The organism is Clostridium kluyveri DSM 555 (assembly GCF_000016505.1).
Taxonomy (GTDB): domain Bacteria; phylum Bacillota; class Clostridia; order Clostridiales; family Clostridiaceae; genus Clostridium_B; species Clostridium_B kluyveri.
In genome coordinates this window covers 955,303-978,717 of record NC_009706.1, presented here as the reverse complement: position 1 = coordinate 978,717, position 23,415 = coordinate 955,303, and the positions used below count along the sequence as shown (strand labels likewise).

Annotated in this window: 13 protein-coding genes, 3 tRNA genes and 6 rRNA genes; 8 read left to right on the top strand and 14 right to left on the bottom strand. The window is 38.0% G+C overall.

Annotated elements, in window-relative coordinates; genetic code table 11:
• Positions 1-14: 14 nt before the first annotated feature.
• Positions 15-1,376, bottom strand: a complete 1,362-nt coding sequence (locus tag CKL_RS04785; RefSeq protein ID WP_012101345.1) for a 2-isopropylmalate synthase — start codon at positions 1,374-1,376, stop codon at positions 15-17.
• Positions 1,377-1,826: 450 nt separating this feature from the next.
• On the opposite strand from CKL_RS04785, the gene CKL_RS04780 reads away from it, so the two are divergent.
• Together CKL_RS04780 and CKL_RS04775 are read left to right on the top strand one after the other, a co-directional pair.
• Positions 1,827-2,552, top strand: a complete 726-nt coding sequence (locus CKL_RS04780) for a lysophospholipid acyltransferase family protein (RefSeq protein ID WP_012101344.1) — start codon at positions 1,827-1,829, stop codon at positions 2,550-2,552.
• A gap of 36 nt (positions 2,553-2,588) precedes the next feature.
• Positions 2,589-3,455: a ComEC/Rec2 family competence protein gene (locus CKL_RS04775; RefSeq protein ID WP_012101343.1), complete on the top strand. Its 867-nt coding sequence runs from the start codon at positions 2,589-2,591 to the stop codon at positions 3,453-3,455.
• Positions 3,456-3,503: 48 nt separating this feature from the next.
• On the opposite strand, the gene CKL_RS04770 is transcribed toward CKL_RS04775, so the two are convergent.
• The 4 genes from CKL_RS04770 to CKL_RS04755 form a co-directional block, all read right to left on the bottom strand.
• A tRNA-Asn gene (locus CKL_RS04770) sits at positions 3,504-3,578 on the bottom strand.
• Between the two features lie 7 nt (positions 3,579-3,585).
• Positions 3,586-3,702 (bottom strand): 5S ribosomal RNA (gene rrf / locus CKL_RS04765).
• 56 nt (positions 3,703-3,758) lie between these two features.
• Positions 3,759-6,656, bottom strand: a 23S ribosomal RNA gene (locus CKL_RS04760).
• Positions 6,657-7,211: 555 nt separating this feature from the next.
• Positions 7,212-8,722: ribosomal RNA gene (locus CKL_RS04755) — 16S ribosomal RNA — on the bottom strand.
• The 16S, 23S and 5S rRNA genes sit together here with 1 tRNA gene alongside, the layout of an rRNA operon.
• A gap of 647 nt (positions 8,723-9,369) precedes the next feature.
• Between CKL_RS04755 and CKL_RS04750 the strand changes: the two genes are divergently transcribed.
• The 6 genes from CKL_RS04750 (at position 9,370) to CKL_RS04725 (ending at position 14,885) form a co-directional block, all read left to right on the top strand.
• Positions 9,370-10,062 (top strand): response regulator transcription factor, encoded by a 693-nt coding sequence (locus tag CKL_RS04750; protein WP_012101342.1) that lies wholly within the window; start codon positions 9,370-9,372, stop codon positions 10,060-10,062.
• Position 10,063: 1 nt separating this feature from the next.
• Positions 10,064-10,993 (top strand): sensor histidine kinase, encoded by a 930-nt coding sequence (locus CKL_RS04745; protein WP_012101341.1) that lies wholly within the window; start codon positions 10,064-10,066, stop codon positions 10,991-10,993.
• A gap of 102 nt (positions 10,994-11,095) precedes the next feature.
• On the top strand, positions 11,096-12,007 hold the full coding sequence (locus CKL_RS04740; RefSeq protein ID WP_012101339.1) for an ABC transporter ATP-binding protein: 912 nt from the start codon (positions 11,096-11,098) through the stop codon (positions 12,005-12,007).
• Positions 12,008-12,757 carry an ABC transporter permease gene (locus CKL_RS04735; RefSeq protein ID WP_012101338.1) on the top strand — a complete coding sequence of 250 codons (750 nt, stop codon included), beginning with the start codon at positions 12,008-12,010 and terminating at the stop codon, positions 12,755-12,757.
• Positions 12,758-12,878: 121 nt separating this feature from the next.
• On the top strand, positions 12,879-13,607 hold the full coding sequence (locus CKL_RS04730; protein ID WP_012101337.1) for an ABC transporter permease: 729 nt from the start codon (positions 12,879-12,881) through the stop codon (positions 13,605-13,607).
• Positions 13,608-13,637: 30 nt separating this feature from the next.
• Complete coding sequence (locus CKL_RS04725; RefSeq protein ID WP_012101336.1) at positions 13,638-14,885, top strand: S41 family peptidase; 1,248 nt, start codon at positions 13,638-13,640, stop codon at positions 14,883-14,885.
• Positions 14,886-14,912: 27 nt separating this feature from the next.
• On the opposite strand, the gene folK is transcribed toward CKL_RS04725, so the two are convergent.
• The 9 genes from folK to CKL_RS04680 form a co-directional block, all read right to left on the bottom strand.
• The gene (gene folK, locus CKL_RS04720) at positions 14,913-15,803 is read right to left on the bottom strand and encodes a 2-amino-4-hydroxy-6-hydroxymethyldihydropteridine diphosphokinase (RefSeq protein WP_012101335.1); all 891 of its coding nucleotides are present in this window, start codon (positions 15,801-15,803) and stop codon (positions 14,913-14,915) included.
• 27 nt (positions 15,804-15,830) lie between these two features.
• Complete coding sequence (locus CKL_RS04715; RefSeq protein ID WP_012101334.1) at positions 15,831-16,307, bottom strand: HD domain-containing protein; 477 nt, start codon at positions 16,305-16,307, stop codon at positions 15,831-15,833.
• Positions 16,308-16,322: 15 nt separating this feature from the next.
• Complete coding sequence (gene folE, locus CKL_RS04710; protein ID WP_012101333.1) at positions 16,323-16,880, bottom strand: GTP cyclohydrolase I FolE; 558 nt, start codon at positions 16,878-16,880, stop codon at positions 16,323-16,325.
• A 94-nt stretch (positions 16,881-16,974) separates the two neighbouring features.
• Positions 16,975-17,790, bottom strand: coding sequence for a dihydropteroate synthase (gene folP / locus CKL_RS04705; protein WP_012101332.1), 816 nt, complete (start codon positions 17,788-17,790; stop codon positions 16,975-16,977).
• 149 nt (positions 17,791-17,939) lie between these two features.
• Positions 17,940-18,015, bottom strand: a tRNA-Phe gene (locus CKL_RS04700).
• 10 nt (positions 18,016-18,025) lie between these two features.
• Positions 18,026-18,142 (bottom strand): 5S ribosomal RNA (gene rrf, locus CKL_RS04695).
• A gap of 56 nt (positions 18,143-18,198) precedes the next feature.
• A 23S ribosomal RNA gene (locus tag CKL_RS04690) occupies positions 18,199-21,095 on the bottom strand.
• Between the two features lie 421 nt (positions 21,096-21,516).
• A tRNA-Ile gene (locus CKL_RS04685) sits at positions 21,517-21,593 on the bottom strand.
• Positions 21,594-21,697: 104 nt separating this feature from the next.
• Positions 21,698-23,208: ribosomal RNA gene (locus CKL_RS04680) — 16S ribosomal RNA — on the bottom strand.
• Positions 23,209-23,415: the final 207 nt, after the last annotated feature.

Below are 23,415 nucleotides of genomic sequence, written 5' to 3'. Positions count from 1 at the left end.
TTACGAGCTATAAATTAGCTAGCTCTTTCTTCTGTTTTTTCAATAACTTCTGGCATTACTTTGCTCACTAATAATTCTAACTCATTATTGCCTATTACGCTAGTCCTTCCTGCTCTATATTGTTCATCTACCCACATTTTTATTTGATCAATTCTAGAATCATTTTTATTGACTTTATCCTCATCCTTCAATCTATAATAAGTATTAACCCAAGCTGCTATTCCTGCACGGCCAGAATACTGACTTACTGCAACTACTACTGGCCTTCCTAAAATTTTATCCGTATCAAATATATTATAGATCTCTTCATCCTTCAATATACCATCTGCATGTATTCCTGCTCTTGTTACATTAAAATCAGTACCTACAAAAGGAGTCCTTACAGGTACAGAATACTTGATCTCCTTTTCAAAATATTGTGCTAATTCTGTTATAACATGAAGTTTCATGTTCTTAGTATTCCCTTTTATTTGAGCATATTCAAATATCATAGCCTCTAAAGGACAATTTCCTGTTCTCTCTCCTATTCCTAAGAAAGAGGTATTTATAGAAGATGCCCCATATAACCACGCAGTTGAAGAATTAGTTACTACTCCATAAAAATCATTATGTCCATGCCATTCTATGGATTCTGAAGGAACTTCACAAATATTTCTAAGTCCATGTATAATTCCCTGTACACTCCTTGGAATTTCCACACCATTGTAAGGTACTCCTAATCCTAAAGTATCACAGGCCCTTATTTTTATGGGTATATTTGCTTCTTTTGACATTTTCATAAGTTCATTTACAAAAGGCACCACAAATCCATAAAAATCCGCCCTTGTTATATCTTCCAGATGACATCTAGGGCGAATTCCATTATTTAGCGCCTCCCTTGCTAAATCTAAATACATATCCATAGTTTCTTTTCTTGTCATCTTAAGCTTTTTAAATATATGATAATCTGAACAAGACATAAGCATTCCTGTTTCTTTAATTCCCATATCCTTTACTAATTTTAAATCTTCCTTATCTGCCCTTATCCAAGAAGTAACTTCTGGAAATTCATATCCTCTTTCCATACATACCTCTGCAGCTTTTCTATCTTTTTTTGTATATAGAAAAAATTCCGTCTGTTTTATTATTCCTGAATTATTATCTAATTCATGAAGATAATCAAAAATCCTAACTATCTCCCTAGAAGTATAAGGAGGCATAGACTGCTGTCCATCCCTAAATGTAGTATCTGTAATATATATATTATCTGGAAGATCCATAGGTAACTGTATATTATTAAAAACTATTTTTGGCACTTCTTCATATGGAAATATGTCTTTATAAAAATTAGGATCATTTACATTGTTCAATTTATAATCATAGGAACATTTTTTCATATAAATCATCTCCTTATTTTAAATATTGGATCTATAACTTAAAATGAATTTTTGAATTATTTTGGTAAAGCTAATTCATATATATCTTTACCTTTATATGTAAAAACATTATATTTATACTTAAAATTCAAATAGTTATTAGATATATAGCACTCTAATAACTACAAATAAGAATAATTATACTTATATTGTAGCACTTTTATTATATTTTAGCAAATAAATTTTATCCCATTATCATACATTTGAATAAAACGTATTCATCTCCTTTAATTATATATGAAAAAGGATTTTTTCCACTACATATTGGCTCTATAAAATTACAATTTTATTTTTAAAACTGTAATTTTATATTTAGCAAATATACATGAATATAATTATTCCTATGATATAATAAATAAGGCAATATATATTAAATAAAAATATAATATTACAGAAAGGGAGTTTTTACTTATGTTAAAAACCATTTTATTTTACTTTATTTTTTTCTTGTATATGATATATTCATTGGGTAAGAAATCAAAGTTAAATAAAATTAGAAAAACCAAAAATGAAGAAGAAGCCCAAAATTACATAAATATATCTTTAAAAAAATGGGCTGATTTTATATTAAAACTTATAGGTGCCAAAATAGAATTAAAGGGAGTGGAAAATATACCTAAGTCCCCCTGTCTTTTCGTTTCCAATCATCAAGGTTTTTTAGATATACCCATAATAGTTCATTCTGTAGATAGAACAGTAGGCTTTATAGCCAAAAAGGAAATAATAAAATTTAAATTGATAGCTTACTGGATGAAACAAATAAAATGTGTTTTTATAGATAGAGAAAGTATACGAGAATCTATGAAATCCATAAATAAAGCAATTCAAATATTAAAGAGTGGACACAGCATGGTAATATTTCCAGAAGGCACCAGAAGTAAAGGTCCTAGAATAGGTGAATTTAAGAAAGGAAGTTTGAAATTAGCTTTAAAAGCAAAGGTCCCTATAGTTCCTATAGCCATAGATGGCAGCTACAAATTAAGAGAAGGCAATAAATATAGTATAGTAAAATCGGCAGAGGTGAAAGTAACCATATGTAAACCTATATATACTGATAGACTTTCTAAAGAAGAGTTATCAGATATATCAAATATTATAAGACAAGAGATACTTAAACAGATATACATTGAAGAATAACGTAAGATAATTATTACAACAGGGTGGTTGAATTTTATGAATTATATAAAAAAATATTTTAATATAATAGCTCTATTAATATCAATAACCTTTTTGATATCCGGCTGCATGAATTTAGAAAGCAGCCAAACAAGCAATTCCTTCAATAAATCTTTAGAATTTACAGTATATTATATAGATATTGGTCAGGGAGATAGTGAACTTATTCAAGTAAATAATAAAAATCTACTAATAGATGCAGGACCAACTAAAAGTACTGATAAGCTTTTATCCTATTTAAATAGTATAGATATTAAAAAATTGAATTATGTAATTGCCACCCATCCTGATGAAGATCACATAGGTGGTATGAGTACTGTAATAAATACATACCCTATAGACAAATTTTATGCTCCCAAAAAAACAGTTAATACCAGGGCCTTTGAGAATATGATAACTGAATTAAAATCTAAAAATATGAAAATAGATGTTCCAAAGCCGGGTATGCAATTGGATTTAGGTGAAGGTACTAAAGCAGAAATATTAGCTCCCAACAGCGATAGATATGAAGATACTAATAACTACTCCATAGTTTTAAAAATATCCTATGGAAATACTAAATTTCTTTTTACAGGAGATGCTGAAAAATTAAGTGAAAGAGAAATTCTAGATAAAAATTATGATATATCTGCAGATGTATTAAAGCTTGGTCACCATGGTAGTTCTACTTCTACCACAGATGAATTCTTGGATAAAGTATCCCCTGAAATAGCAATTATAAGTTGTGGTGCAGATAACAGATATGGGCATCCCCATAAAGAAACCTTAAGAAAACTAAAAAAAAGAAATATACGTATTTATAGAACTGATATTGATGGAAATATAGTGCTTATAAGTGATGGAAAAAACATAGTTAAGAAATGACTACATAATATAATATATTTTCTAAATATAAAACAAAAAATAAAAAAATGGCTCCGTGGAGAGGATTCGAACCTCCAACCCTTCGGTTAACAGCCGAATGCTCCACCGTTGAGCTACCACGGAACAATTTATCCGGCAGCGACCTGCTCTCCCACAGGGCCTCCCCTGCAGTACCATGGGCACTGTGGAACTTAACCTTCCTGTTCGAAATGGTAAGGGGTGTTGCCTCCACGTTATTGCCACCAGATTTATATTATTCTTTTCAGGAGTTTTATCCCCTCAAAATTGCACAGTAAATATTATTTGGTCAAGCCCTCGACCTATTAGTATCAGTCAGCTTAACATGTTGCCATGCTTACACCCCTGACCTATCTCCTCCTCTTCTCGGAGGGGTCTTACTGGCTTTCGCCATGGGAAATCTTGTCTTGGGGTGGGCTTCACACTTAGATGCTTTCAGCGTTTATCCCTTCCCGACTTAGCTACCCAGCTGTGCTCCTGGCGGAACAACTGGTTCACCAGCGGTCAGTCCATCCCGGTCCTCTCGTACTAGGGACAGCTCCCCTCAAATTTCCTACGCCCGCGACGGATAGGGACCGAACTGTCTCACGACGTTCTGAACCCAGCTCGCGTGCCGCTTTAATGGGCGAACAGCCCAACCCTTGGGACCTACTCCAGCCCCAGGATGCGACGAGCCGACATCGAGGTGCCAAACCTCCCCGTCGATGTGAACTCTTGGGGGAGATTAGCCTGTTATCCCCGAGGTAGCTTTTATCCGTTGAGCGATGGCCCTCCCACGAGGTACCACCGGATCACTAAGCCCGACTTTCGTCCCTGCTCCACCTGTGTGTGTCACAGTCAAGCTCCCTTCTGCCTTTGCACTCTACGAAGAATTTCCAACCCTTCTGAGGGAACCTTTGTACGCCTCCGTTACTCTTTTGGAGGCGACCGCCCCAGTCAAACTGCCCGCCTATCATTGTCCCGTGTCCAGTTTCATGCACTCCGGTTAGAATTCCAGTACTGCCAGGGTGGTATCCCAACGTTGACTCCAGAAATGCTGGCGCACTTCCTTCTCTGCCTCCCACCTATCCTGTACAGGCAATACCAAAATTCAGTGATAAACTGCAGTAAAGCTCTACGGGGTCTTTCCGTCCAATCGCGGGTAGCAAGCATCTTCACTTGCACTTCAATTTCGCCGAATTTGTTGTTGAGACAGTGCCCAAATCATTACGCCATTCGTGCGGGTCGGAACTTACCCGACAAGGAATTTCGCTACCTTAGGACCGTTATAGTTACGGCCGCCGTTTACTGGGGCTTAAGTTCTTGCCTTCGCTTGCGCTAAGCAGTCCCCTTAACCTTCCAGCACCGGGCAGGCGTCAGCCCCTATACTTCAGCTTTCGCTTTAGCAGAGACCTGTGTTTTTGATAAACAGTTGCTTGGGCCTTTTCTCTGCGGCCTCTTTCGAGGCACTCCTTTTCCCTAAGTTACGGAGTCAATTTGCCGAGTTCCTTAACAACAATTCTTCCGATGGTCTTAGGATTCTCTCCTCACCTACCTGTGTCGGTTTGCGGTACGGGCACATCCCTGCTCCATAGAGACTTTTCTTGGCAGTGTGAAATCAGATACTCGTCCTTGCGGACTCCCCTTCAAAGCCCAGGATTATCGGACATACGGCTTTTCCTTTATGTCCTCCCTCACTCCTTGGACACACTATCCATTCGTGTGCACATCCTATCCTTCTGCGTCATCCCTTCTGTTCTTTTTCGCAAAAATGTGGTACCGGAATCTCAACCGGTTGTCCATCGCCTACGCCTTTCGGCCTCGGCTTAGGTCCCGACTTACCCTGGGCGGACGAACCTTCCCCAGGAAACCTTAGGTTTTCGACCAATAAGATTCTCACTTATTTCTCGCTACTTATGCCAGCATTCTCTCTCCTGCACTGTCCACCATTCCTTCCGGTATGGCTTCTCCCTGTGCAGCATGCTCCCCTACCGCCCTTTCAGGCCCATAGCTTCGGTGGTAAGTTTTAGCCCCGGACATCTTCGGCGCATGACCTCTTGACTAGTGAGCTATTACGCACTCTTTAAATGTATGGCTGCTTCTAAGCCAACATCCTAGTTGTCTTCGAAATCACACATCCTTTTCCACTTAACTTACACTTCGGGACCTTAGCTGTTGATCTGGGCTTTTTCCCTTTTGACTACGGATCTTATCATTCGCAGTCTGACTGCCGGGATTCAAGTATATGGCATTCGGAGTTTGATAAGGTTCGGTAACTGTTGTCAGCCCCTACCCCAGTCAGTGCTCTACCTCCATTACTCACTCCCGACGCTAGCCCTAAAGCTATTTCGAGGAGAACCAGCTATCTCCGAGTTCGATTGGAATTTCTCCGCTATCCACAGCTCATCCCATGGTTTTTCAACACCAACGTGGTTCGGTCCTCCACGAAATTTTACTTCCGCTTCAACCTGGCCATGGATAGGTCACCCGGTTTCGGGTCTACGGCATACAACTCCCCGCCCTTTTCAGACTCGGTTTCCCTTCGGCTCCGTACCTTAAGTACTTAACCTTGCTGCATACCGTAACTCGCTGGCTCGTTCTACAAAAAGCACGCCGTCGTACTTTAACGTACTTCGACTGTTTGTGGACACACGGTTTCAGGTTCTATTTCACTCCCCTCCCGGGGTTCTTTTCACCTTTCCCTCACGGTACTCCTCCTCTATCGGTCACCAGGTAGTATTTAGCCTTGGGAGGTGGTCCTCCCTGCTTCCCACAAGGTTTCTCGTGTCTCGTGGTACTCCGGTACAGGTTATTTTGCTTCTGCTTTTCACTTACAGGGCTTTTACCTTCTGCGGCTCAACTTTCCAGTTGAATTCACTTAAGCTTCCACATTTTTTATCACCTGACCTCTACCCCGGAAACAAGTTTCCGGTTTGGGCTCTTTCCCTTTCGCTCGCCGCTACTTAGAAAATCGATTTTTCTTTCTCTTCCTCCGGGTACTTAGATGTTTCAGTTCCCCGGGTTTTCCCCTGCATACCTATATATTCAGCATGCAGTACCTATTGTTTTATAGGTGGGTTTCCCCATTCGGACATCTCTGGTTCTCTGGCTATTTGCGCCTACCCAGAGCTTTTCGCAGCTTATCACGTCCTTCTTCGGCTCCTGGTGCCAAGGCATCCTCCATGCGCCCTTTGTAGCTTGACCTGATAATTTAGTCCAAATCTTCGATTTGGTGCCTAAATTGCACTCCTCAGCCTTAGCTGAGTGAGTTTCATTAAAAAATTACTGCTAACTTCGCACAGCTTCGTCAAGCCTTTCCCTGCGGTGCTCATTTACACAAGTAAACTCTGCTCCTCACTCAAGTCTTTCCTCGCTCTGCTCGTTATCACTAATTTTCTTTGTCCTACGTAAATATAATTAAAACTTTATTCTCAATTATATTAATATAGGAACTATATCTTATTAAAATAAGCATAAACTCATTTATACTTATCCACTACAAAGGTTATTTCTAACCTTAGCTTTACTTCTTTTATTTACTGTGCAATTTTCAAAGGACAATTTTATTTCAATTTACTATTCACAGTGCACAATTTATTATTACAGTCTGCACTGCTCAATTGAAATAGGAATCTAACTGTCAATCCTTTATCGTCAAATGACTATGATCCCTCAAAATTAAACAGAATAAAGGGCAACTTATTTATCTCAAATTCCAGCTTTTAAGGCAGGTTTTTTCCCAGCCTTTCGACTCCTTAGAAAGGAGGTGATCCAGCCGCAGGTTCTCCTACGGCTACCTTGTTACGACTTCACCCCAATCACTAACCCCACCTTCGGCCGCGTCCTCCTTGGTTAGACTACGGACTTCGGGTGTTGCCAGCTCTCATGGTGTGACGGGCGGTGTGTACAAGACCCGGGAACGTATTCACCGCGACATGCTGATTCGCGATTACTAGCAACTCCAACTTCATGCAGGCGGGTTTCAGCCTGCAATCCGAACTGGGGGCAGTTTTTGAGATTTGCTCCTCCTCGCGGTATTGCTTCTCTCTGTTCTGCCCATTGTAGCACGTGTGTTGCCCTGGACATAAGGGGCATGATGATTTGACGTCATCCCCACCTTCCTCCACGTTAACCGCGGCAGTCTCGTTAGGGTGCCCACCTTTACGTGCTGGCAACTAACGACAGGGGTTGCGCTCGTTGCAGGACTTAACCTAACATCTCACGACACGAGCTGACGACAACCATGCACCACCTGTCTCCCTGCCCCGTAGGGCTTCCTCCATTACGAGTCATTCAGGGGATGTCAAGTCCAGGTAAGGTTCTTCGCGTTGCTTCGAATTAAACCACATGCTCCGCTGCTTGTGCGGGTCCCCGTCAATTCCTTTGAGTTTTAATCTTGCGATCGTACTTCCCAGGCGGAGTACTTATTGTGTTTACTGCGGCACAGGGGGGGTCGATACCCCCTACACCTAGTACTCATCGTTTACGGCGTGGACTACCAGGGTATCTAATCCTGTTTGCTACCCACGCTTTCGTGCCTCAGCGTCAGTTACAGTCCAGAGAACCGCCTTCGCCACTGGTGTTCTTCCTAATCTCTACGCATTTCACCGCTACACTAGGAATTCCGTTCTCCTCTCCTGCACTCTAGATATCCAGTTTGAAATGCACTGCCCGGGTTAAGCCCGGGTCTTTCACATCTCACTTAAATATCCGCCTGCACACCCTTTACGCCCAGTAATTCCGGACAACGCTCGCCACCTACGTATTACCGCGGCTGCTGGCACGTAGTTAGCCGTGGCTTCCTCTTCCGGTACCGTCATTATCGTCCCGGATGACAGAGCTTTACGATCCGAAAACCTTCTTCACTCACGCGGCGTTGCTGCATCAGGGTTTCCCCCATTGTGCAATATTCCCCACTGCTGCCTCCCGTAGGAGTCTGGACCGTATCTCAGTTCCAATGTGGCCGTTCACCCTCTCAGGTCGGCTACGCATCGTCGCCTTGGGGGGCTTTTATCCCTCCAACTAGCTAATGCGACGCGGGCCCATCTCAAAGCGGATTGCTCCTTTAAGGTATTTATCATGCGATTTTTACCTTCTATGCGGTATTAATCTCCCTTTCGGGAGGCTATCCCCCTCTTTGAGGCAGGTTACCCACGTGTTACTCACCCGTCCGCCGCTATTCCACCCCCGAAGGGGCTTCCTCGCTCGACTTGCATGTGTTAGGCACGCCGCCAGCGTTCGTCCTGAGCCAGGATCAAACTCTTATTTTAAAAGTTTTTGACTCATCTTTAAAATTGCCATTAACTTCGCAATACTTCGTTAAAATCCCCGCTCCGGTGCTCAATTACACAAGTAAGTTCTGCTCCTCCCGGGTATTTTTCCTTGTCTTGCTCGTTACTGCCAATTTTAAGTATACTTCATACGAAACTACTCTCTCTACTGCTCTCGCAGCTCAAAAGAATTGCTGGTTTATTCTTAATAAATAAGTTTACCTATCTTCCTTATTCTGTTTAATTTTCAAGGATCATATTTCATCTTTACTGCCGCCTGTTTTCCCCAGACAGCTTTTACAGTATATCATCTCATTTTCCCTTTGTCAACATTTTTTTATCATTTTTTTATTATCAATAAAATTTGCTGACTTATTTCATTTTGGGCATTTCTAAGACGACGGATATTATTACATCATGAGCATTACATTAGGTCTTAATTCCAAATACAATATAACTAATTTATATCTACATATCTAAGTTTTATTACATATTTCAAAGTATTTTTAGCATAGATACTCCTGGATATGTTTATTTATTATGATTCCTCTTTTAACTATAACTTATTCATTAAATTTAAATAATAATATGTGTGCTATAATTTAAATTAAACAAATAATTAACTATATGAAATGAGGTCTACACAAATGAACGTGCCTAGAATATTAATCGTAGAGGACGATGAAGAAATAAATAATTTGATTTATAATACTTTAAAAAGAGAAAAATATAATATGATACAAGCTTTCAATGGAGAAGATGCAATAAATAAATATCATAGTGATAATTTTCAATTAGTTATTCTTGATTTAATGCTTCCATATATAGACGGCATAGAAGTCTTAAGAAAAATACGAGAAAGCAGTACAGTACCTATTATAATCCTATCTGCCAAGGACCAAGAAACAGATAGAATTATAGGCCTTGGCATGGGTGCAGATGACTACATTGTAAAACCTTTTTCCATAAGAGAATTAACCGCAAGAGTTAAATCTCAGCTTAGAAGATATATAAGCTATAATAAAGAGTACTCTAAAAATCCAATTTTACAATATGCGGATCTTAAATTGAACACTTTAAATTACAAAGTATCTAAAAAAAATAAGGAATTGAATTTAACACCAAAAGAATTTCAACTTCTAAAACTTTTTCTTGAAAATCCAGACAGGGTATTTACAAAAGCTCAAATATTTAATAATGTATGGGAAAATAAATATATACATGATGATAATACTGTAATGGTACATATAAAAAGACTGAGAAATAAAATTGAAGATACTCCAAACAACCCTAAATATATATCAACTGTTTGGGGTATAGGATACAAACTGGGTGAATAATATGAACATAGTTACTTACATACTCATATCTATAATAATTTTTCTTTCAATATTACTACTGCATCTTTATAAAAATATAAATGGCATATGTAAATATATAGATGATATACTTAATGGAAACTCCAATCAGAGAATAAGACTTCAAACTCATATAAAATGTCTTAGCAAATTAACTATAAAGATAAATAGTCTTATAGAAAAGCTCCAACATATTGAAAAGAAGAATGTTGTAAGTGAAGAATCAAGGAAAAAAATGATCTCAAATATATCACATGATTTAAGGACACCACTTACTTCAATTCTTGGATATATAGAACTTATACTAAATGACTCTAATTTAAGCCAGGATGAAATAAATAGATACATAAAAATAGTTTATACTAAGGGAAATTATCTCTATGATATGTTGGAAGAGTTTTTTGAAATTTCAAAGATGGACTCAAAAGACTTTAAATTAGAAATGAAATCAATTAATATATGTGAAGTTATAAGACAACAGCTTATATCCTTTTTTAATGAATTTAAAAAGAAAGACATAGAACCTGAATTAAATGTTCAAAAAGATAATATATATGTTAATGCAGACGAAAAAGCCTTAAATAGAATTTTAAACAATATTATAAGCAATATCCTAAAACATGGAAAAAACAGCACAAAAATATGTGTCGATATAAGCTGTACTAAAAATACAGTTTTTATATCAATATGGGATAATGGCTTAGGGATACCTCAAGATGAGATAAATTACGTATTTGATAGATTATATACCGTTGAAAAATCAAGAAAATCAAATTTAAAAAGTAGTGGTCTTGGCCTTAGCATAGTTAAAAAATTGGTAGAATCTCTAGGCGGTACAATTTCTGTATCTAGTATTCCCTTAAAAAGAACAGAATTCAAATTTACACTTGATAGAGATGTAAGAAAATTGTAAGAACCGTGTAAATAGCTTGTAAGGATTATATTGTATTATAAATATAGTCCTTTTTTATGTAAAATAATTAAATAGATTATAAATAACAGGAAGGTGACTTAAATGGATAACATTCTAAAAACCTATAATTTATCTAAAAAATTTAAAAATTTTTATGCAGTTGATAATTTAAATATGACTATAGAAAAAGGTGATATATACGGTTTTCTTGGTGAAAATGGTGCAGGAAAGACTACCACTATAAGAATGATAATGGGACTTATAAAATCAACCTCTGGAGAAATAGAACTATTTTCCCAAAAAGTGTCCAGTAAAAATAAAAATCTACTTCAAAGAATAGGTTCTATAATAGAATATCCTGGATTTTACCCAAACCTCACAGCTTCGGAAAATTTAGAAATACACAGACGTATGATGGGTGTTCAGGAAAAAGATTCTATAAAAAACTCTTTAAAAGTAGTTGGTATAGGAAATGTGGAAAATAAAAAGGTAAAAGAATTTTCCCTTGGCATGAAGCAAAGACTTGGAATTGCAAGAAGCCTTTTACATCATCCTGAATTTTTAATATTGGATGAACCTACAAATGGCCTTGATCCTACTGGGATAAAAGAAATAAGAGAATTAATTATAGATTTAGCTCATAAACAAAATATTACATTTTTAATATCTAGTCATATATTAAGCGAGATTCAACAAATGGCTACAAAAGTTGGAATAATTCATAAGGGTGTACTTTTAGAAGAAATACCCTATGATGAACTTAAAAAAAGAAATAGACATTATATAAATATAAAAGTCGATAAGGATAAAAAATCTTGTTTTATCTTAGAAGAAAAGCTAAATATAAAAGATTATACACTGTGGGGAAAAAATAATCTAAGAGTTTATGAAAGACTTCAAGAAGTTTCTACTATAAACAAGGTTCTTGTTTCAAATGATATACTTGTGGAGGAAATCTGCTTAAAAATAGACAGCCTGGAAGATTATTTTCTAAAACTTACAGGAGGAAATTAAATGTTTAATATAATATATTCGGAATTTTTGAAATTAAAAAAATCCTATATAATCATTTTATCCTTAATTATTTCAGTTTTTATTCCTATCTTTCAATGTATTGCATCGCTTTCAAATGATTATAGTAATATTTCAGACACACTGCGATATACCCTTATTAAAAATTATAGAATAAATGTAGAACTGATTTGTTTTCAATTTTTGTATGTAGTTTTTTTTTCACTAATATCAAGCTATATTTTTTCGAGGGAATTTACAGATAGAACCACTAATATCTTATACACCTATCCCATTAACAGAACAAAAATATTCATAGCCAAACTCATTACAATATATATATTAATTCTGGCTGTATATTTTATTCAATTTATAGCTGCCTATGTAACTCTTTATATATGCTGGGGACAGTTTCCTGCTAAAAATTTTATTATAGAAGATATAAAAGTAAATACATATTCCCTGTTTGCACAACTTTTACTGATGCCTATTCCTATACTCATTGGAAATATAACCAGAAACATTATTTTACCTGTAGTATGTGGTACATTGGCTTCCATATCCAATGCATTTATTACTTTAACAGGTATATATATGCAGATGTCTCCTTTGATGCTTCCTGCAATTCCTGTATATTATTTTCATGTGGGAGATCCCCTGGATTTTGTAATAATTACTGTAAATACTGTTTTAACCTTTTGCATATCAATCTTTATATGCACTTATCATTATAACCATATAGATATCAAGTAATTTTTATCCAAACGCTACCATCACTAACACCCTCATCTTGTTCAAAGTGGGGACTGGATAAGTTCTTCTAAGATTCAGATGGACACTTTATTGAACAAATTACTTTAATGGAGGAATTCAAATGCTAAATACTATATACTCAGAATTTTTAAAACTAAAAAAGACTTATATAATACCCGTAGTTTTTATTTGTGGAATCCTTATGACAATATTTATGTTTCTGGCAAGATTCATAACTGAACATGATATGCCCTTTGAAAAATATGCCTATAATATAGAACAGGTAAATTTTTTAATGTTATACACAGTTCTATTTTCAATAACAGCAGCCTATATTTTTTCACGAGAAGTTACAGATATTACCACTAACATATTGTATACTTACCCTATAAGCAGGTTAAAGATTTTTATATCAAAATTAATAACCTTGTATATAGTTATTTTTTTTACATATGCCATTGAAACCCTCTCCATTCCTCTAAGTTATTACTTTCTAAATGGTATTTTCCCAGAAGGAAGTTTAATAATTAAGGATATAAGAGCCAATGGTTACTCCTTATTTTTCCAATTCCTTCTAACACCTATCCCAATATTAGTTGCAAATATAAGTAAAAATCTTATAATACCTTCTTCATATGGAATATTGGCCTTTATTTTAAGCAGCCTCTTAGTAAATAATGACCTGGGAAATTTAAAATATATTCCATTAACATCCCCTTATCTTTCATCTGCATATTTTTATAATTTAAAAGATATCAACTTGAAGTATGTTTTAACTTCAGGCATTTTATGTTTTATTCTATTCTTATTCATTGGTATGTATCATTTTATTCAACAGGACATTAACTAAAATTTGTACCAAATAAAAAGGAGTCTAATAATGAACAAATTCATAAAAGCTAATTTTTGTTTTATATTAATTTACTTAAGTATATTTTTTACCAGTTGTGAATCACAATATCTAGGTGGAGACAGAAATACAAAATGGATAAAAGATTTAAATTATATACAAAAATCTCTTCCAAAAAAACATGTAAATCTCTTTTTTAAAATTAATGAGGAGAAGTTTAATAATGAATTAACCACCTTGAAAAATTCTGTATATAAGCTAAACGATGACCAAATACTATCAGGCATTTACAAGATAATAGCTAGCATAGGAGACACCCATACCTCTCTCTATAAAGAAACTTCAATTATTTACCCAATACAATTTTACTATTTTAAAGAAGGTATATACGTTGTAAATACCATACCTGAATATAAAAAAGCTCTTTACACAAAACTTATAAAGATAAATGGTGTAAACATAGAGACAGTTCAAAAAAATATTTTACCATTAATAGTTAATGAAAATAGTGCTGTAATAAAAAAATATATTCCTAAATATCTTACGAATGCTGAAATTCTCCATGGTTTAAATATTACATCCAATGTAAAAAATACTCTTTTTACCTTTGAAAACAATCAAGGAGAAGCCTTTAATTTAAATATAAATTCCCTAAATAATGAAGATCTCCATGGAAAATTCATTATAAAAGGTAACTTTGATACTTCATATCCTTTATATATGCAGAAAAGTAATTTAAATTACTGGTATAAGTATATATCCGAAGAAAAAATCTTGTATTTTAAATACAATAAATGTCAAGAAGATGATACTTCCAAAACAATGGAAGATTTTACGGGTGATATGCTTAAATTTATGAATACTCATATTGTTGATAAATTTGTAATTGATATAAGAGACAATTCAGGAGGCAGTGATAAATATATAAACCCTATTATAGACTGGATAAAAAACAAAGAAATAAATAATAAAACTCATCTTTTCGTCATAGTGGGAAGAACCACTTTTTCATCAGCTATAATCAACGCTGTTACTTTAAGAAAAGAAACTAATGCAACTTTTATAGGTGAAGAGACAAGTGGCAAACCAAATCATTATGGTTCTGTGAAAAGTTTTACTCTTCCTAATTCAAAAATAGAAATACAATATTCCACACAATTTAATAAAACTTCCACAGACAATAAAAACACTTTTATACCAGACAAAATAATTGAAATATCCATAAAAGATTATTTAGACAAAGAAGATCCTGTTCTAAACTATATTCTTAAAAATTAACCTCAAACAGAAAAGTTATAAGTTCTTTTAAGGTTCAGATGGAGAAGAATATTTCTCTGTAGTAAACTCTACCTGAACCTCTGAATCACTTGACAATGTACCTTTTTTCTCGAGTTCTCTTGTCAAATCTATAATTCTAGTTTTTAAAAGTGGATGAACCATGTATGGTGCAATATCACATAAAGGCTTCAGTACGAATAATCTTTCCTGCATTCTAGGGTGAGGTATAACAATTTCTTCCTCATAAGTCACTATATTATCATATAAAATTATATCTAAATCTATGGTGCGTGGTCCCCATCTTATAGTTCTTTCCCGTTTTAATGTTTTTTCTACATCTAGTAAAAACTCCATCAATTTCTTAGGAGCCATTAAGGTCTTTATTTCTAAGGCCCCATTTAAAAAATCTTCTTGTTCCACATACCCCACAGGTTTAGTGTTATATAACCTAGATACTTTTATCACCTTATTATAAGGTGAACAATTTATATTATGTATTGCATTTTGTATATTTTTTTCTTTGTTTCCCATATTTGAACCAACAGCAATATAGGCTTTATGCCACCACCTATCTATTTCCACAGCCACCCAATCTAAAGGTTTGCCTATAGGTGCCCAGGGTTTTTTCACCTTAACCTTTACCCCTTTTACTATTTCATGCTTTTTTAATATAAAATATGCCAACGACTGAGCAGATTTCTCAATAAGATTATATCTCTTCCTTTTAAATTCCTTTTCTATTTCAAAGCATAACTCACTATAGTTCACAGTTTTACTTAAGTCATCTTTATCTGCTGCCTCACTTAAATCTAAAAACATTTTTAAAGATATTAGAAATCTCTGGCCTAAATCTTTTTCAGCTTGATTTACTCCATGATATGCATACACTTCCAAATCTTTAATATATATAATGTCCATATGCCATCATCTCCTACCTAATTGCCATTAGTATTTAATATTATAATTTTTCTTTTCTTCTGACCAATTGCATTTGGAAGCAGCTTCACATCTAAAACAATTTCTAGATATTTTATCACTTGAATAAAATATCTTATTTATCAAATCATCAGTCTCTTTTTTTCTGTGACTTAATATCATATTTAGGATCTGTTCTATTTCATCTTCTGTAAAACCACATTCAATTAAAATATCTTCGGCCAATTTAGCACTAGCCAATTCATGAGGTATACCCTCCTCATATTGCATCCATTTTCCTATGTCATGCAGCAATGCAGCTGCATATATATTTTCCTTTTTTATGTGAATATTATTTTCCAATACCATTATATAAGCTATTCTGGCTACATCTAACGAATGACATATATCATGCTTACAAAATTCTCGGTGCTTTTCTATTTGAAAGTTTTTTTGTAGATATCTACAAAATTTCTGATTTTCTAATATAGCGTTTATTCTATTCAAAAATCCACCTGCCTTTTATTTCATTTTTATCATTTCATAAACTTGATTTCTAAATTCAATTTTATTTTTAAATATTCCTCTGGTAGCAACTGTAACAGTTTTACTTCCTGGTTTTTTTATTCCTCTCATAGTCATACACATATGTTCTGCTTCTATAACAACCATAACTCCTTTTACTTTCAGATAATCCATTATTGAATCTGCAATTTGAACAGTCATTCTTTCTTGAAGTTGAAGTCTTTTTGCAAATACCTCCACGGTTCTTGCCAACTTACTTAATCCAACAACTTTACCATTGGGTATATATGCTACATGTGTTTTTCCATAAAAAGGCATAAAATGGTGTTCACACATAGAATAAAATTGAATGTCTTTTTCTAACACAATATCATCATTATTTACAGTAAATACTTTCTTTAAATGTTCTTCTGGCTTTTCTTTTAGCCCGGAAAATATTTCAGTATACATTCTGGCAATCCTATCAGGGGTTTCTGCAAGTCCCTCTCTTTCAGGATTTTCTCCTATAGCTTCTATAATCATTCTTACAGCATCTTTAATCTTGTTTTCATCCATAATACAAACATATTGAGTATGAAAAACATACTCAATATTTACCTCCTTAAAATACGTGAAATCATCTACTTAAAAAATCACTAGTTTATTATAATCATCTAACTATTATATCTGACATTACAGCTGCTCTTTTATTTTCTTTAACATCATGAACTCTTACAAAAGCACATTTTTTCATTATACCTATCACTGTGGTAGCTATAGTTCCTTCCAATCGCTCATGTACTTTAAGCTTTAATGTATTTCCTATAATTGATTTTCTTGAGGTTCCAAGAAGCACAGGATAACCTAGTTCAGAAAACCTTTCTAAATTACGCATAACCATTAAATTCTGTTCATAGTTCTTCCCAAATCCAATTCCAGGATCTAATATTATATTTTTATCATCTACTCCAGCATTTAAAGCAATATTTATACTCTCTTTTAAATCATTCAATATATCTTCTATCAAATTATTATAGTTTGTATTGTCTCTATTATGCATTAAACAACACGGAACCTTATAATGAGATGCGATAAACGCCATGCGAGGATCTTTTTTAAGTCCCCATATATCATTTACAAAAGATGCTCCTACATCTAAAGCTCGTTCTGCAACTTTAGATCTATATGTATCTACCGAAATAGGTATATTTATGTGTTTTACTAATGTCCCTATTACAGGAATAATCCTCTCTAGTTCTTCCTGTTCAGTTATAGGCTTATAACCCGGTCTCGTAGATTCTCCACCTATATCTATTATGTCAGCTCCTTCTATTTCCATTTGTTTAGCACGTTCTAAAGCTAATTCTATATTATTAAACTTTCCTCCATCTGAAAAAGAATCTGGGGTAATATTAAGTATACCCATTATATAAGTTCTTTTACCTATTTGAAAATCTTTTTCACCTATCCTCATTATTCTACTCATTATGCCACCTTCAGTTATTATTTTTTATTAAATACCATAATTATTTTTATACATTATTTATTTTAACAAAACATTGTGAAATATACAAATATCCTTACTCTTACATTTTTATTATACATAAAAAAACTTCAGATTTTATCTGAAGTTTTTGGTGGCCAGACCAGGAATCGAACCAGGGACACGAGGATTTTCAGTCCTCTGCTCTACCGACTGAGCTATCTGGCCATATTAATATATCCGGCAGCGACCTGCTCTCCCACAGGGCCTCCCCTGCAGTACCATGGGCACTGTGGAACTTAACCTTCCTGTTCGAAATGGTAAGGGGTGTTGCCTCCACGTTATTGCCACCAGATTTATATTATTCTTTTCAGGAGTTTTATCCCCTCAAAATTGCACAGTAAATATTATTTGGTCAAGCCCTCGACCTATTAGTATCAGTCAGCTTAACATGTTGCCATGCTTACACCCCTGACCTATCTCCTCCTCTTCTCGGAGGGGTCTTACTGGCTTTCGCCATGGGAAATCTTGTCTTGGGGTGGGCTTCACACTTAGATGCTTTCAGCGTTTATCCCTTCCCGACTTAGCTACCCAGCTGTGCTCCTGGCGGAACAACTGGTTCACCAGCGGTCAGTCCATCCCGGTCCTCTCGTACTAGGGACAGCTCCCCTCAAATTTCCTACGCCCGCGACGGATAGGGACCGAACTGTCTCACGACGTTCTGAACCCAGCTCGCGTGCCGCTTTAATGGGCGAACAGCCCAACCCTTGGGACCTACTCCAGCCCCAGGATGCGACGAGCCGACATCGAGGTGCCAAACCTCCCCGTCGATGTGAACTCTTGGGGGAGATCAGCCTGTTATCCCCGAGGTAGCTTTTATCCGTTGAGCGATGGCCCTCCCACGAGGTACCACCGGATCACTAAGCCCGACTTTCGTCCCTGCTCCACCTGTGTGTGTCACAGTCAAGCTCCCTTCTGCCTTTGCACTCTACGAAGAATTTCCAACCCTTCTGAGGGAACCTTTGTACGCCTCCGTTACTCTTTTGGAGGCGACCGCCCCAGTCAAACTGCCCGCCTATCATTGTCCCGTGTCCAGTTTCATGCACTCCGGTTAGAATTCCAGTACTGCCAGGGTGGTATCCCAACGTTGACTCCAGAAATGCTGGCGCACTTCCTTCTCTGCCTCCCACCTATCCTGTACAGGCAATACCAAAATTCAGTGATAAACTGCAGTAAAGCTCTACGGGGTCTTTCCGTCCAATCGCGGGTAGCAAGCATCTTCACTTGCACTTCAATTTCGCCGGATTTGTTGTTGAGACAGTGCCCAAATCATTACGCCATTCGTGCGGGTCGGAACTTACCCGACAAGGAATTTCGCTACCTTAGGACCGTTATAGTTACGGCCGCCGTTTACTGGGGCTTAAGTTCTTGCCTTCGCTTGCGCTAAGCAGTCCCCTTAACCTTCCAGCACCGGGCAGGCGTCAGCCCCTATACTTCAGCTTTCGCTTTAGCAGAGACCTGTGTTTTTGATAAACAGTTGCTTGGGCCTTTTCTCTGCGGCCTCTTTCGAGGCACTCCTTTTCCCTAAGTTACGGAGTCAATTTGCCGAGTTCCTTAACAACAATTCTTCCGATGGTCTTAGGATTCTCTCCTCACCTACCTGTGTCGGTTTGCGGTACGGGCACATCCCTGCTCCATAGAGACTTTTCTTGGCAGTGTGAAATCAGATACTCGTCCTTGCGGACTCCCCTTCAAAGCCCAGGATTATCGGACATACGGTTTTTCCTCTATGTCCTCCCTCACTCCTTAGACACACATCCATTCGTGTGCACATCCTATCCTTCTGCGTCATCCCTTCTGTTCTTTTTCGCAAAAATGTGGTACCGGAATCTCAACCGGTTGTCCATCGCCTACGCCTTTCGGCCTCGGCTTAGGTCCCGACTTACCCTGGGCGGACGAACCTTCCCCAGGAAACCTTAGGTTTTCGACCAATAAGATTCTCACTTATTTCTCGCTACTTATGCCAGCATTCTCTCTCCTGCACTGTCCACCATTCCTTCCGGTATGGCTTCTCCCTGTGCAGCATGCTCCTCTACCGCCCTTTCAGGCCCATAGCTTCGGTGGTAAGTTTTAGCCCCGGACATCTTCGGCGCATGACCTCTTGACTAGTGAGCTATTACGCACTCTTTAAATGTATGGCTGCTTCTAAGCCAACATCCTAGTTGTCTTCGAAATCACACATCCTTTTCCACTTAACTTACACTTCGGGACCTTAGCTGTTGATCTGGGCTTTTTCCCTTTTGACTACGGATCTTATCATTCGCAGTCTGACTGCCGGGATTCAAGTATATGGCATTCGGAGTTTGATAAGGTTCGGTAACTGTTGTCAGCCCCTACCCCAGTCAGTGCTCTACCTCCATTACTCACTCCCGACGCTAGCCCTAAAGCTATTTCGAGGAGAACCAGCTATCTCCGAGTTCGATTGGAATTTCTCCGCTATCCACAGCTCATCCCATGGTTTTTCAACACCAACGTGGTTCGGTCCTCCACGAAATTTTACTTCCGCTTCAACCTGGCCATGGATAGGTCACCCGGTTTCGGGTCTACGGCATACAACTCCCCGCCCTTTTCAGACTCGGTTTCCCTTCGGCTCCGTACCTTAAGTACTTAACCTTGCTGCATACCGTAACTCGCTGGCTCGTTCTACAAAAAGCACGCCGTCGTACTTTAACGTACTTCGACTGTTTGTGGACACACGGTTTCAGGTTCTATTTCACTCCCCTCCCGGGGTTCTTTTCACCTTTCCCTCACGGTACTCCTCCTCTATCGGTCACCAGGTAGTATTTAGCCTTGGGAGGTGGTCCTCCCTGCTTCCCACAAGGTTTCTCGTGTCTCGTGGTACTCCGGTACAGGTTATTTTGCTTCTGCTTTTCACTTACAGGGCTTTTACCTTCTGCGGCTCAACTTTCCAGTTGAATTCACTTAAGCTTCCACATTTTTTATCACCTGACCTCTACCCCGGAAACAAGTTTCCGGTTTGGGCTCTTTCCCTTTCGCTCGCCGCTACTTAGAAAATCGATTTTTCTTTCTCTTCCTCCGGGTACTTAGATGTTTCAGTTCCCCGGGTTTTCCCCTGCATACCTATATATTCAGCATGCAGTACCTATTGTTTTATAGGTGGGTTTCCCCATTCGGACATCTCTGGTTCTCTGGCTATTTGCGCCTACCCAGAGCTTTTCGCAGCTTATCACGTCCTTCTTCGGCTCCTGGTGCCAAGGCATCCTCCATGCGCCCTTTGTAGCTTGACCTGATAATTTAGTCCAAATCTTCGATTTGGTGCCTAAATTGCACTCCTCAGCCTTAGCTGAGTGAGTTTCATTAAAAAATTACTGCTAACTTCGCACAGCTTCGTCAAGCCTTTCCCTGCGGTGCTCATTTACACAAGTAAACTCTGCTCCTCACTCAAGTCTTTCCTCGCTCTGCTCGTTATCACTAATTTTCTTTGTCCTACGTAAATATAATTAAAACTTTATTCTCAATTATATTAATATAGGAACTACATCTTATTAAAATAAGCATAAACTCATTTATACTTATCCACTACAAAGGTTATTTCTAACCTTAGCTTTACTTCTTTTATTTACTGTGCAATTTTCAAAGGACAATTTTATTTCAATTTACTATTCACAGTGCACAATTTACAATTAAATTGTAAATTTTTCTTGTACTTGGTGGGCTTAAATGGACTCGAACCATCGACCTCACGCTTATCAGGCGTGCGCTCTAACCAGCTGAGCTATAAGCCCATTTGAGGTATGATCCCTCAAAATTAAACAGAATAAAGGGCAACTTATTTATCTCAAATTCCAACTTTTAAGGCAGGTTTTTTCCCGGCCTTTCGACTCCTTAGAAAGGAGGTGATCCAGCCGCAGGTTCTCCTACGGCTACCTTGTTACGACTTCACCCCAATCACTAACCCCACCTTCGGCCGCGTCCTCCTTGGTTAGACTACGGACTTCGGGTGTTGCCAGCTCTCATGGTGTGACGGGCGGTGTGTACAAGACCCGGGAACGTATTCACCGCGACATGCTGATTCGCGATTACTAGCAACTCCAACTTCATGCAGGCGGGTTTCAGCCTGCAATCCGAACTGGGGGCAGTTTTTGAGATTTGCTCCTCCTCGCGGTATTGCTTCTCTCTGTTCTGCCCATTGTAGCACGTGTGTTGCCCTGGACATAAGGGGCATGATGATTTGACGTCATCCCCACCTTCCTCCACGTTAACCGCGGCAGTCTCGTTAGGGTGCCCACCTTTACGTGCTGGCAACTAACGACAGGGGTTGCGCTCGTTGCAGGACTTAACCTAACATCTCACGACACGAGCTGACGACAACCATGCACCACCTGTCTCCCTGCCCCGTAGGGCTTCCTCCATTACGAGTCATTCAGGGGATGTCAAGTCCAGGTAAGGTTCTTCGCGTTGCTTCGAATTAAACCACATGCTCCGCTGCTTGTGCGGGTCCCCGTCAATTCCTTTGAGTTTTAATCTTGCGATCGTACTTCCCAGGCGGAGTACTTATTGTGTTTACTGCGGCACAGGGGGGGTCGATACCCCCTACACCTAGTACTCATCGTTTACGGCGTGGACTACCAGGGTATCTAATCCTGTTTGCTACCCACGCTTTCGTGCCTCAGCGTCAGTTACAGTCCAGAGAACCGCCTTCGCCACTGGTGTTCTTCCTAATCTCTACGCATTTCACCGCTACACTAGGAATTCCGTTCTCCTCTCCTGCACTCTAGATATCCAGTTTGAAATGCACTGCCCGGGTTAAGCCCGGGTCTTTCACATCTCACTTAAATATCCGCCTGCACACCCTTTACGCCCAGTAATTCCGGACAACGCTCGCCACCTACGTATTACCGCGGCTGCTGGCACGTAGTTAGCCGTGGCTTCCTCTTCCGGTACCGTCATTATCGTCCCGGATGACAGAGCTTTACGATCCGAAAACCTTCTTCACTCACGCGGCGTTGCTGCATCAGGGTTTCCCCCATTGTGCAATATTCCCCACTGCTGCCTCCCGTAGGAGTCTGGACCGTATCTCAGTTCCAATGTGGCCGTTCACCCTCTCAGGTCGGCTACGCATCGTCGCCTTGGGGGGCTTTTATCCCTCCAACTAGCTAATGCGACGCGGGCCCATCTCAAAGCGGATTGCTCCTTTAAGGTATTTATCATGCGATTTTTACCTTCTATGCGGTATTAATCTCCCTTTCGGGAGGCTATCCCCCTCTTTGAGGCAGGTTACCCACGTGTTACTCACCCGTCCGCCGCTATTCCACCCCCGAAGGGGCTTCCTCGCTCGACTTGCATGTGTTAGGCACGCCGCCAGCGTTCGTCCTGAGCCAGGATCAAACTCTTATTTTAAAAGTTTTATTTGACTCTGTTGAAAATTACTATTAGCTTCGCCCAGCTTCGTCAAATGCCTCATTCCGGTGCTCAATTACATAAGTAAGTTCCGCTCCTCATTCAACCTTTTCCTCGCTGTACTCGCTACTAGCAATTTTAGTATATCTCTTCCAGTAAACTACCGGATAAACATACTACATTACGAAATTACTCTCTTTACTGCTC